Source organism: Kitasatospora sp. NPDC047058 (assembly GCF_040643935.1).
GTDB lineage: Bacteria > Actinomycetota > Actinomycetes > Streptomycetales > Streptomycetaceae > Kitasatospora.
This window is the reverse complement of the sequence record NZ_JBEYVJ010000241.1, coordinates 1-11,276: the sequence shown is the minus strand read 5'-3', so window position 1 is coordinate 11,276 and position 11,276 is coordinate 1. Positions and strand designations below refer to the sequence as shown.

The 11,276-nt window shown below is 71.1% G+C and carries 11 protein-coding genes; 5 read left to right on the top strand and 6 right to left on the bottom strand.

What is annotated here, in order from left to right; translation table 11 throughout:
* Window positions 1-109: 109 nt before the first annotated feature.
* A complete protein-coding gene (locus ABZ885_RS27765) occupies window positions 110-475 on the bottom strand; it encodes a hypothetical protein (RefSeq protein ID WP_360194133.1) in 366 nt (121 codons plus the stop codon).
* 137 nt (window positions 476-612) lie between these two features.
* Complete coding sequence (locus tag ABZ885_RS27760; protein ID WP_360194130.1) at window positions 613-1,968, bottom strand: tetratricopeptide repeat protein; 1,356 nt, start codon at window positions 1,966-1,968, stop codon at window positions 613-615.
* A 125-nt stretch (window positions 1,969-2,093) separates the two neighbouring features.
* Here ABZ885_RS27760 and ABZ885_RS27755 point away from each other — a divergent pair, with 125 nt between their 5' ends.
* The 3 genes from ABZ885_RS27755 to ABZ885_RS27745 are packed head-to-tail and all read left to right on the top strand — an operon-like array spanning window position 2,094 to window position 5,376.
* Window positions 2,094-3,161 carry an NAD-dependent epimerase/dehydratase family protein gene (locus ABZ885_RS27755; protein WP_360194128.1) on the top strand — a complete coding sequence of 356 codons (1,068 nt, stop codon included), beginning with the start codon at window positions 2,094-2,096 and terminating at the stop codon, window positions 3,159-3,161.
* A gap of 17 nt (window positions 3,162-3,178) precedes the next feature.
* Window positions 3,179-4,234 carry an NAD(P)-dependent oxidoreductase gene (locus tag ABZ885_RS27750; protein WP_360194126.1) on the top strand — a complete coding sequence of 352 codons (1,056 nt, stop codon included), beginning with the start codon at window positions 3,179-3,181 and terminating at the stop codon, window positions 4,232-4,234.
* Window positions 4,231-5,376 carry a DegT/DnrJ/EryC1/StrS family aminotransferase gene (locus tag ABZ885_RS27745; RefSeq protein ID WP_360194123.1) on the top strand — a complete coding sequence of 382 codons (1,146 nt, stop codon included), beginning with the start codon at window positions 4,231-4,233 and terminating at the stop codon, window positions 5,374-5,376. The genes ABZ885_RS27750 and ABZ885_RS27745 overlap by 4 nt, the downstream gene beginning before the upstream one ends.
* A gap of 26 nt (window positions 5,377-5,402) precedes the next feature.
* Here ABZ885_RS27745 and ABZ885_RS27740 read toward each other — a convergent pair whose 3' ends face one another.
* Window positions 5,403-6,308, bottom strand: coding sequence for a glycosyltransferase family 2 protein (locus ABZ885_RS27740; RefSeq protein ID WP_360194120.1), 906 nt, complete (start codon window positions 6,306-6,308; stop codon window positions 5,403-5,405).
* On the opposite strand from ABZ885_RS27740, the gene ABZ885_RS27735 reads away from it, so the two are divergent.
* Both ABZ885_RS27735 and ABZ885_RS27730 read left to right on the top strand, forming a co-directional pair.
* Window positions 6,307-7,056 (top strand): hypothetical protein, encoded by a 750-nt coding sequence (locus ABZ885_RS27735; RefSeq protein WP_360194117.1) that lies wholly within the window; start codon window positions 6,307-6,309, stop codon window positions 7,054-7,056. The genes ABZ885_RS27740 and ABZ885_RS27735 overlap by 2 nt on opposite strands.
* 12 nt (window positions 7,057-7,068) lie before the next feature.
* Entirely contained in the window at window positions 7,069-8,445 is a 1,377-nt protein-coding gene (locus tag ABZ885_RS27730; protein WP_360194114.1) for a hypothetical protein, read from the top strand.
* Between the two features lie 320 nt (window positions 8,446-8,765).
* On the opposite strand, the gene ABZ885_RS27725 is transcribed toward ABZ885_RS27730, so the two are convergent.
* The 3 genes from ABZ885_RS27725 to ABZ885_RS27715 all read right to left on the bottom strand — a co-directional run.
* Window positions 8,766-9,239, bottom strand: a complete 474-nt coding sequence (locus ABZ885_RS27725) for a hypothetical protein (protein ID WP_360194111.1) — start codon at window positions 9,237-9,239, stop codon at window positions 8,766-8,768.
* Between the two features lie 126 nt (window positions 9,240-9,365).
* Complete coding sequence (locus ABZ885_RS27720) at window positions 9,366-10,391, bottom strand: aminotransferase class I/II-fold pyridoxal phosphate-dependent enzyme (protein WP_360194109.1); 1,026 nt, start codon at window positions 10,389-10,391, stop codon at window positions 9,366-9,368.
* On the bottom strand, window positions 10,388-11,276 hold an 889-nt coding region (locus tag ABZ885_RS27715; RefSeq protein WP_360194106.1), incomplete at its 5' end, for a radical SAM protein. The genes ABZ885_RS27720 and ABZ885_RS27715, both read right to left, overlap by 4 nt.

Genomic DNA, 11,276 nt, shown 5'->3' with positions numbered 1-11,276 from the left:
GGATTTGAACCTGCGACCTCTGGGTTATGAGCCCAGCGAGCTACCGAGCTGCTCCACCCCGCGTCGGTAGCACCGACCATACGGCACCGGGCGCAGCAACGGAAATCCGTTACCCGCCGACTGCAGGGTCCGCGGCCCGGTTCCGGCGGGCGCGCAGGGTGCGGGTCACACGCGTGATGCCGTAGCCGAGCAGCCAGGGCAGCACCGTGATGCCACCGACGTACACGGCGAGGAAGGCGAGGAAGTGGTCCCACCAGGTCGGCTCGTCCCAGGTGTCCGTGGGCAGGACCGTGTCGACCGCCAACACCCCCACCGGCAGCGCCGGCAGCAGCACCGACCACAGCCGTGCCCGCCAGCCGGGCCTACGGGCGCACCACGCCCCCGTGACACCCATGGCGAAGGGCCCGAACGGCACCCACAGCACCACCGGGACGAACAGCAGAACCCACCATTCGTCCGAGTACCCGAACATCATCGGCGCCCCCTGGCCTCGTCCGCTCCCCCGACCATCCTCCCCGCCTGCGCGGGGCTGATCCGGTGCGGGACCGGAGAGCTGCCCGGCAGAAGGAGCTCGACGGTCGCTGGTGGCAGGTCTCAGCCACGACCGTACAGTCAGAAGGATGTGAGATCGGCGGCCCGCTGTGCAAGCTCAGCGGCACCGGGAATCCCACGCCGAGCGTAGACGGCCATGGTGGAGCGCACCGTCTCGAGTTCCTTCCTGTTCCGGTCCGAGGCCACACCGTCCATGAGGTCGAGGCATTGATTCCAGAGGTGGACGGCCTCTTCGTGGCGATGCTGAGCCGCGACGGACTTGGCGACATTGGCGATCGTCAGGCCGCGGACGCGCTGGTACACCCTAGACCCGCGTCCTTTCAGCGCGGTCCGGTAGTGGTGTTCAGCCGCCCGGTGATCCTTCATCTCGGACAGGGTCCTGCCGGTGTGTGATGCCACGGTGGCTGCGACGGGGCCGGAGGCCGCGGCATAGGTCGGAATGCCGTCGTCGCCAGCCTGGACCGCGTCCTCGGCGGCAAGCAGGGCGGCAGCGGCGTCCTTGCGGTGGCCGGTCGCGCCGTAGGCGCGGGCAGCGGTCACCAGCAGCAGTGCCTCCGTCCGTCGGTCGACCTTTCCTCTGGCGCGTGCCAGTGCGGCTTCGGCCATGTCCACGCAGTGCATCGGCTGCGCCAGGTCGAGGGCCTGATGGGTGAGGGCTCGCATCATCCAGGCCCCGTGGCCGGCGTCGTCGGCTTCGCAGGCGAGTTGGAATCCCAGCAGGTAGAACCGTTGGGCGGCGCCTTCGCGACCGACATCGTGGTGCTTCCATCCAACCAGGGTGGCCAGCTCGGCCGCCGCACCGAAGGCGCTGCGCCTGACGTCATCCGAGGGGTAGCTCGCCTGGAGCATCGGTACGACGGTGTCGGCCAGGTAGGACGTGACCGTGGACAGGCCGTGGCCGCCGCCGAGCCTGTCGTCGGCAGTGCGGAAGCTCTCGGTGAGCTGCCGCACGGTGGCCACCTCGTTGGCGCCGGCGCGGCCGCCTCCTCGGGCTGCCCTGAGGGTGGCGGCGACGGCGCGGTGGTCGTAGGAGAGCGGCAGTCCGACGGACGCTGTGGAAAAAGCGAGGGCGAGGAAGTCGCGGCGGCGGAACATGACGAGCCTCCCGAGGTCGGCGGCGGTGGCCAGTGGGTCCGGGGTCATGGCCTCCCCGATGCCGTCGGAGCCTAGACCGATCTCCGAGGGCGTCACCTTCCGCTGGACCATTCTGGTGAGCGCCTCGGCAATGTAGCTGGTGGTTCTGCCAGTTGGGGTACCGCCGGCTACCCAGGAGTGGATCGCCGATGGCGAGGTCCGCAGGGTCTCTCCTGCTTCGGCCGCTACGGCGCGGACGGCCTTCGCCAGGGCTTGGTATGTACACCCGGCTTCCTCGAGGACTGCGACCAGCCTCCGGTTCGGGAGCTTACCTTCCGTCAACTATGTCTCCAAGAAGGGATCTTGAATGGATTGAACGAGCTGGGAGGGCCATCACCGTACCTCCAGGACGCGGGTCGGCGTTTCACTGAGCACACAGACTCGCACCTCAGAGGAGGCACACCCTCATGGCTTACGTGTTTTCCGACCCGCGACTGAGCAAGCTACAGGGGGCCAGCGTGCTGGTCACCGGAGGCGGTGGGCTGGTCGGCAGCCGCATCGTCGCCGGGCTCGACGCATTCGGGGCGCGCCCGGTTGTCCTGGACCGGTTCGATGCCTACCCACATTCGGTCCGGGACCGCTTCGATGTGGACCGGCACGCCGCGCAGGTGGTGCTGGGCGATGTCCGCGAGCGGGCCACGGTGACGTGGCTGACCGGCCGCGCGGACTTCGTGATCCACGCCGCCGCGTACGCGGACGTGGCCGCCTGCACGCGCCGGCCCGACATCGCGTTCTCGGCCAACGTGCACGGCACCCAGACCGTCCTGGACGCGGTTCTGGCGTCGGCGGTCAAGCGCGTGGTGTTCGTGTCCTCGGCCTCGGTCTACGGAGACGGACCGGCCGCGGAGGCCGCCAGGAGGGCGCCAAGGTTCGCCGAGGACCAGCCGCTCACCCCGATCTCCGTCTACGCCAACACCAAGCTGTGGGGCGAGCATCAGGTGCGCCTGATGCTCGGCTGTTCCAGCACCGAGTACGCGATCGTGCGGTACTTCTCGGTCTACGGCGATCCGCAGGTGCCCAAGCCCGGGTCGCATTCCTGGATGGTGCCGTGGATGGCCATGTCCGCCGAGACAGGGCAGCCGCTGCGGCTGAACGGCGGCGGCCGGCAGGTGCGCGACATGGTCCACGTCGACGACATCGCGCACGCCACGATCCTCGCCCTCGTCGCTGACCATGCCGCCGGGCAGACGATCAACGTCGGCACCGGCACGGCGACCTCGGTCCGCGAGATCGCCGGCCTGATCGCCTCCCACTACCCGGAGGCCGCGTTCGTGGAGTCGCCTATGCCGGACGGTGACCCGCGAGGCGGCTACGCGGACACCCGACGGGCCTCGGACCTGCTCGGATGGCACCCCACCATCTCCCTGTCCGAGGGCATCGACCGGTACGTGGCCTGGCTCAAGTCGACGCCCGGGGCCATCCCGGACTGGTTCGCCCCCGCATCCGCCTCGACCGCCGCGACTGCGGCCGCCTGAAGAAGGGATCCCTGACCATGCGTGTCGTGCTGCTCGGCGGCGCCGGCTACATCGGCTCCGTCGCCTCCCACCACCTGACCGCGCTCGGCCACGACGTCTTGGTGGTCGACGGCCTGATCTACAACCGCGGCGACGACCCCGGCCGTCTCCTGCCCTCCACTGCCAGGTTCGAGCACGGAGACCTGCGCGACCCGGCGCTGCTTGAACGGGCCTGCGTGGGCGCGGATGCCGTGGTGCACCTCGGCGGGATCGTCGGCGAGCCGGCCAGCCAGGTCGATGAGGCCCTGACTGTGGAGCTCAACTACGCCTCCCCGCTGATCGCCGCCGTGGCCGCCCACGCGGCAGGCGCCGGCCACTACGTGTTCTTCTCCTCGTGCAGCGTCTACGGCATGCACGAGGGCACCGTCGACGAGGACACCGAACCCAACCCGCTGGGCATCTACGCCCGCACCAAGGTGCTCGCCGAACGGCGGCTGCGCGAGGTGCTCGGCACGGACACCGTGCTGACGAGCCTCCGGCTGGCGACCGTGCACGGCTCCTCCCCGCGCCAGCGCCTGGACTCCGTGGTCAACTCCATGGCCTCCCGTGCGGTCGCTACCGGCCGGATCCCGCTCAACGGCGGCTCCCAGCGCCGCCCCCTCGTCCACGTCGGCGACGTCGCCCGGATCCTGACCGATGTCCTGGAGAAGCGCCGGGCGGGGACGTGGAACGTGGGCAGCGACGAGGAGAACCGCACCATCGCCGACATCGCCGAGACGGTCGCCTCCGTCGTGCCCGGAGCCGTGATCCAGCGTGGGCCGGAACGGGACGAGGCGGACGCTCGCGACTACCGAGTGTCCTTCGCCCGCCTGCAGCAGCAGATGCCGGACGCCTGCTCCACGAGCCTCGAGAACGGCGTCCTGGAAGTCGCCAACCTTCTGCTCACCGGCAGGGTCGACAATCCTCACCAGGCGCAGTTCGACAACCACCGCGGCCTGGTCGCCGCCTACACCTCCGGCACGGTGCGCGCCGTGCGCACCCCCGAGTGCCGGCAGTACGGCGCCGAGTACACGGCCGCCTGGGGGCAGCCGTGACCACCGCTCCCACTGCTCCGTTCCTGCCGTGGAACCGGCCGTCGCTCGGCCCCGAGGAGGAGGCCGAGGTCCTGGACACGCTGCGCTCGGGCTGGCTGACCGCCGGGCCGAAGGCGACCCGGTTCGAGCAGGAGGTGCGGGACGCGCTCGGGGCGGAGGACGCGTTCGCGGTGTCCTCCTGCACCGCCGCCCTGCACCTGGCCCTGCTCGCGGCCGGAATCAGGCCGGGTGAGGAGGTGATCACCCCGAGCCTGACGTTCTGCGCGGCCCCGAACGCGATCGTCCAGGCCGGCGGCACCCCGGTGTTCGCCGAGATCGATCCTGTGACCTACAACCTCGACCCGGCGGCCGCCGGGGAGGCGATCACGCCCCAAACCCGGGCGATCGTGGTCATGCACTACGGCGGCCAGCCGTGCGACCTCGTGGCGTTCCGCAAGCTCGCCGACGAACACGGCCTGCTGCTGATCGAGGACGCGGCCCACGCCCTGCACGCGCGGCGCGACGGCGCGCGAGCGGGCAGCGTCGGCGATCTCGCCGTGTTCTCCTTCTACGCCAACAAGGTCATGACCACCGGGGAAGGCGGGATGATCGCCGGCCGCTCCGACCTCGTACAGAAGGCCCGGCTGCTGGGCCGGCACGGAATCGACACCTCCGTGTGGCAGCGGCACGGCGCGCGGAGCACCGCCGACTACGAGGTCATGGTGCCGGGTCTGAAGTACACGATGCCGGACATCACTGCCGCGGTCGGCCTCCAGCAGTTCCGGAAACTGCCCGACTTCACCGCCCGCCGCGCGCAGATCGCGGCCGCCTACGACCGGTCGCTGGCCGGCCTGCCGGGGCTGCGGCTGCCGACCGTCCTCGAGGGCGTCCGGCACGGCTGGTTCCTCTACCCGGTGCTGATCGACCCCGTCCGCTCCCGGACCCGGGACACGGTCGCCGACACGCTGCGGGAGGTCCACGGCATCGGCACCAGCGTGCACTTCAAGCCGGTCCACCAGCTCGGCACGTACCGCCACGTGGAGTGCCACCTGCCGGTCACCGATCACATCGCCGCCCGGCAGCTGTCCCTGCCCTGCTACCCGGCCATGAGCAGCACTGACGTGCAACGCGTCATCGACGCCCTCCACGCTGTCTGGTCATAACCTGAGGCCGCCCCCGGGTCGGCTGGTCAGAACACCGGTGGCCGGCCCAGGGCGGCCATCCTGCGCACCGTGCTCCACCGCATCGGACGGCGCGGCGGGCACGGCACCCGGACGCCCTCGAAGAACCCGCCCCACCACGCCTTCAGCCCGGACATCGGTGGGCGGCGCAGCATCGTGTAGGCGGCCCAGGAGGTGAGGTAGATCGGCACCAGGGGTGCGGGGAGGTGGCGCTTGGCCAGCCAGACGCGGTTGCGGGCGGTCATCCGGTAGTAGGTGGCGTGGCGGGCCGGATCGGTGCGCGGGTGCTGGAGGACCATGTCGGCGCGGTAGTCGATTCGCCAGCCTGCGTCCAGGGCGCGCCAGGCGAAGTCGGTCTCCTCGTGGGCGTAGAAGAACGGGGCGGGGAACAGGCCTACCTGGTCGATCACGCTCATGCGGATGGCGTGGCCGCCGCCGAGGAAGGTGGTGACCTCGCCGGAGCGCATCGGGTCGGAGGCACCGAGGCGGGGGACGTGCCGGCGCTGGGTGAAGCCGGTCTCGTCCGCGATCCGGAAGCTGACGATGCCCAGGCGCGGGTTCTCCTCGAAGGCCTCCCGAACCAGCCGGAAAGTGTCGGCCCTGGGGAGCAGGCCGTCGTCGTCCAGGACCACCAGGACGTCGACGCCGCCCAGCTCGCGCAGCCGTTCCACGCCGGCGTTCCGGCCGCCGGGGATGCCCAGGTTCTCCGGCAGCTCTACCGCATCCACCCACTCGGGCAGCGCGGGCAGCTTGATGCCCTGACCCAGCACCACGGTCCGGACAGCGCCGTCGCCTTCCTGCGCCTCCACCGAGTCCAGCAGCGCCCGCAGCTCCGCAGGCCGGTTCCCCATGGTCAGCACCACCACGCCCAGCGTGACGCCCATCGCACCCGATCCCAACTCGAGGAACTTCATGATCACATCGACACCGCATCCCGGCGGTCGGCCGTCGCTCCGCGAACTCGCCGAGGCCAACCGGCTGCCGGACCACCAGGTGATGGACGTGGCCACCCTGTCCTGGATCGCCCGCAGCCGCCCGGCCGGGCCGGGTGTCCGGGCCACCATGCCACACCGGCCGCTCCTGCTGGTACCCGACGACTCCTGGTTCGCCCGCACGGAGACGGCCGGATCGACCCACGGCGTCCGGCACGGCGCCCGTGTCGCCGTCCTGGTCCAGCTCCTCGCCCACTCCCGCGGTCTCACCCCCGCCCGGACGCGGGCCCTCGCCGTCGCGGCGGCCTGCCACGACTGTCAGCGCCACACCGACCGGGACGACCCCGGCCATGGCTGGCGCGCGGCCGACTGGCTGGCCGGAAACAACGAGATGGTGGCCGCCGTCCTCGGCGCCAAGCCGACGACCGAGGCGATCACCGCCGTCGCCCTCCACGACACTGCACACGAGGCATTCACCGGCGACCAAGCGAACGCCTACCACCGGCACCCGGAAGCGGTGGACCTTCTGAAGGCCGCCGACGCCCTCGACCGGTACCGGCTGCCCCTTGCCCGCTGGTGGCCCGACCTCGACCGTCTGCGCCTTGCCGTCTCCGCCTGGCTTCCCGCCGCCGCCCACGACCTGGTGGTCCACAGCGAACAGGCGCACCTCGCCGGCGCCACCCACACCCAGGCGCTGGACCACGCGCTCCGCGCCACCTTCCAGGAATAGGAGAACCCTTCCGTGCACGCCGACTGGGACAACGCCCACACCGACTTCCAGGCCCCCGGCAACCGGCCCTCCGCCGCTGGGCTCGCGGAGAGCGAGAGCGACTGGCGCCGGCAGCTCGCCGAGGCCCCCAACGGGCACCTCCTGCGGGACAACGCCATGCTTCGCGCGCTGGCCTCCGGTGCCCCGATCCACCTGCTGCACCTGACCCGGTCCCTGGACGCCGTTCGCCGCAGCGAACAGCTCCTCGCTTCCACCGGCTGCCTGGTCGGCGCCCTGTACTGCTCCCCGCTCACCTTGAGCGCCGGCGGCGCCCTGCGGCCCCACAACCTCGGCGCCCACATGCTGGAGAGCCGCACCACCCTGGAGAGCCGCAGCAACAGCACCCCCCTGGTCATCGAGGTCACCCCCAGCGGCCCGGCGCCGGCCAAGGGCCTGGATTACCTGCGCCTGGGCAGCATCCACATGCGCACCCACCTGGCGTTCCGGCACGTGCTCACCAGCGAGGAGGACGACCAGGTCACCCGCTCAGTCGTGGACCGGGTCCGCGCCGCGGCCCCCTTCCTCGACACGCTTCTGCGCACCGCGAGCGGCGCAGCAACAGCGAACGAGGCGTTCCTCAACGACCTTGCAGCGACGGTCCCGGTACTCCCCTACCTGGGTTACGTGTACTTCGAGACCGTGGCCGAGTACCTGATGCTCCACTCCACCAGCCCGGCCACCCGGGCCTGCGCGGAGCGCGGGGAGATGAACAACCGCCTCTACAAGGACCTCGCCTTCGCCGCTGTAGAAGGCATGGGCGTCCTGTTCGACGTCGGCCGGTTCCACCCGGACCACGCCCGCCTGCTCGGCCTCGTCGGCCGCATCGAGGCCAGCCTGACGCCCGGGGTCGCCGGCTACGTCCGCCGACGCATGTCCCACCTCTTCGCCGCCACCGCGCTGGCCACGGACCAGGACGCCACGGCGATCACCTTCCACGGCGCGGACCTCGACATGCTGACGCGCGCCGCCCCGTCCCTGCTCGGCCAGCTCCTCTTCCGCGACGTCCGCCTCCTCGACCGGTACCCGCAGCTCTACCACTGCTTCGAGCAGGCCAAAGCCCTTGAGGCGTGGGCCTACTGGAACTCTCAGGGCATCGGGACACCGTTCAACGGCACCTGCCCGAAGGGGGAGATCGGTATCAACCCCGCGTACCCGAACGCCCGGTTCACAGTCTGGACGGCGCGAAGCTGCGAACGTGGCCTCGTACACCCGGTCGATGAGCTCGTCGCCGTGCCGGCGCCGCGTCTGGTGCCGTGGCTGGTTGCCCCACTACGGGACCGAACAGAGGAGCAGCAGTGGCTGAACCGGCGTCCGGTGCCGGCGTCAGGCCGTAGATCGCATGGCGGCTGACGCCCAGAGGAACTGCGCGGAAGGAGCCAGGTCCAGCTTCGCCGACGCCCGCGGCCTCAAGGCCTACCCCGGCACTTCCCCGGTCGCCCTGGCCTCGGACAAGAAGTCCGGCATCCGCCGCTGGGTGAGGAATGACCGGCTCACCTCTCCCGCTGCCTCTGCGCCTTCGCCCTCCTCGCTGCATCGCGTGGTGCCAAAGCCCACGACCGGCGCCGCTACGACGACCACGAGGCTGGCATGCCGCCGCGCAGCGCAACCTCATCAACCGCGTGCTTGGCTGGCTCCACCACTGCCTGAAGAACCGCCCGGCCGCCGGAGCGTTAAATTCTGATCCTGCGTCGGCTGGTCGGCCAGGGGATCTCCTGGAGAACATCCTCAGGGGTCGGCACTGCGTCCGGGTAGTGCCGGCGGAACTCCCGGAGTACCGAGGTGTCCGCGGTGCAGAGGTCCCAGCTCGTGCTGTCGAACTCCCGCAGCACCACCTTCAGCTCATCGTCTACGTATCCCGCGAAGTCCCCGTCGACGAACTGAAGGTCCGGCGCGACCAGGGCCAGTAGCTCCAGGGTGCCGATCCCGGCGCCGGAGGAGGCCTTCTCGATCTCGGCGAACCTGGTGACCAGATGGGCGCCGTCGATCCTTACCTTCCAGGTGAGGCCGAGCCCGGAGCTGCCGAGCCGGACAAGGAGTTCCGCCAGCGTGACGTAGTGCCGAGTGGAGGCGCGGTCCTGCCCGGGAGGACGGTCATGCCAGGCCGCGAACGTGATCGACTGAAATGCTCCAGGGGACCGTGTCATGAGGGATCCGGGCTCCTTTCGCTTGCGAGGATCAGTCTGCGCTCACATCGTGAGCCTGCTCAAGGGCAATTCAGTGACCGGCCGGTCCCGGGCGACCAGTAGCCCGCCCGGGACCGGCGTCGCACGTCACCGTGGCGCAGACTCAGGCGCCGGAGTCGGGCCGAAGGTGCCGGCGAGGCTGGTCAGGATGGAGCCGGACCAGTTGCTCTCGCCGAACACGCCGACCGGCAGGGCGAGCACGCCGTACTCGCGCTGGAGCGTCTCCGCCGGGATGTCGACCGGGAAGAAGTAGTTGCCGGGGGAAGTGCGGCTCGCCGTGGGGATCGCCCCGAGCACCTCGTCCGGCAAGCGGTCGAACAACCGGTCGGCCCGTGCGGCCAGTTCGGCGGCGACCTGCCGGGGCGCGTCGCCGTGCTCGGTGAGCAGACGGTCGGCGAGCCTCAGCTGTGCCGGCGTCGGCGGGTCCGCCCGGAACGCCTCGGCCAGTTCGGACTGCTCCGGACCGAGCAGGACCACGCCGAACGTGCGTGGCCACAGCCATCCCTTGGTGACCGAATGCAGCAGGATCGCCCGACCGGTGTCCAGCAGTCGCCGTGTGCCGGCGGCGAACGGGGCTCCCAGGTCGTAGACGCTGTCGATCAGCACGCGCCGGTGCGGTGACTCCCCCAGCCACGAAACGACCGCCGCGCACTCGGCATCGGACAGGTACCGGCCGAGCGGCTTGCTGGGGTTGGCGAGCAGCAGGTACTCGGGCCGGCCGTCCGCCGGCGAGCTCGGCAGGACCGGCGCCGGGAGCGTCGGGTAGGACGCGGGCGCCAGGCCCGCGGCGCGGGCCAGCTCGAAGTAGACCGGGTACACGTCGGCGGGCAGCCACAGCCGCGCCTGCTCGGCGCGCAGCCGGTGGAACACCACCTCAAGACCGTGACGGACCCCGCGGCAGACCATGGCCCGGCGGGACCACTCCTCCGGCAGCTCGTAGCGCCGCAGCCAGGCACGGGCGAGGTCGCACCGGTACACCGTCCTCGTGTCGGCCGGCGGCTCCGGGCGCAGCGGGGCGAGCGCCCGGTACACGTTGGTCTCGGCGGCGTCCAGAAGGGACGAGGAAGCGCTGAGCTGCCGCTGCCGGAACTCCTGGAACTCGTCGAATCTCATGCCACGGCACCTTCCCGCACGATCTCGCTGGCCCGGTCCTCCAGGGAGGCGTAGCAGCGTCCGTCGGCCAGGACGTTCCAGCTGCGGGCGGTCCCGTGGGTGCGTTCCCAGAGCAGGCTGGGCTCGGTGTAGGCGGCGATCCGCATCGGCCGGCCGTCCCAGCTGCCGTGGTAGACCGGCGCGCCCCAGGGCAGGCGGCTCGCCGGTTCGAAGCCGTGCTGCTCGGCGAACCGGGTGACGACGGACAGCGAGACCTGGTGGTCCCGGCTCCAGACGTTGGCGGCGCGGTCGAAGTAGAGGGACTCGGTGCTGGTGGAGACGTAGAGCTCCTTGAAGCAGACTTCCTCGACGCCGAGCGCCGCGGCCCACGACAGGTAGTCGGCGACGCCGGCCGCGTCGGCGACGCCGCCGTGCTGGAGCACGCAGATCAGCCTCAGCTGCAGGCCCGGCCAGCGGTCGCGTTCCTCGCGCCAGGTGTCGATCACCGCGCTCACCGGCGTGCGCAGCATCATCAGCCGCTCGCTGACGGCGTCGTCCTGGTGGTGCCGGGAGACCGCCAGCACGCTCAGGCCTGCGGCGCCGAGGGCTGCGAGCCGGTCGGCCCGGTCCGTGTGCTGACCCTTCGCCAGGGTGTGCGCGTTGGTGATCAGGACGACCTTCGGGAAGGCCGCCGAGCAGGCGGACACCAGTCGCAGCTGCTGGTCGAAGGGTATGAGCGTGGGTTCTCCGCCGCCGGTGATCACTGCACGCTCGGCGCCCGCCGCACGGGCGAGCTCCAGCCAGTGGTCGACCGCGTCCCACGGGACCCGGGCCGGTGCTTGGTCGCTGGAGATCGAGGCCGCGGAGAAGCAGAACGAGCACCGGGCCTGGCAGGCGGAGGCGACC

Coding starts and splice junctions, on each gene's coding strand:
- ABZ885_RS27740 (WP_360194120.1), bottom strand. CDS start 6,308: ATGAAGTTCCTCGAGTTGGGATCGGGTGCGATGGGCGTCACGCTGGGC.
- ABZ885_RS27735 (WP_360194117.1), top strand. CDS start 6,307: ATGATCACATCGACACCGCATCCCGGCGGTCGGCCGTCGCTCCGCGAA.
- ABZ885_RS27725 (WP_360194111.1), bottom strand. CDS start 9,239: ATGACACGGTCCCCTGGAGCATTTCAGTCGATCACGTTCGCGGCCTGG.
- ABZ885_RS27755 (WP_360194128.1), top strand. CDS start 2,094: ATGGCTTACGTGTTTTCCGACCCGCGACTGAGCAAGCTACAGGGGGCC.
- ABZ885_RS27720 (WP_360194109.1), bottom strand. CDS start 10,391: ATGAGATTCGACGAGTTCCAGGAGTTCCGGCAGCGGCAGCTCAGCGCT.
- ABZ885_RS27750 (WP_360194126.1), top strand. CDS start 3,179: ATGCGTGTCGTGCTGCTCGGCGGCGCCGGCTACATCGGCTCCGTCGCC.
- ABZ885_RS27765 (WP_360194133.1), bottom strand. CDS start 475: ATGATGTTCGGGTACTCGGACGAATGGTGGGTTCTGCTGTTCGTCCCG.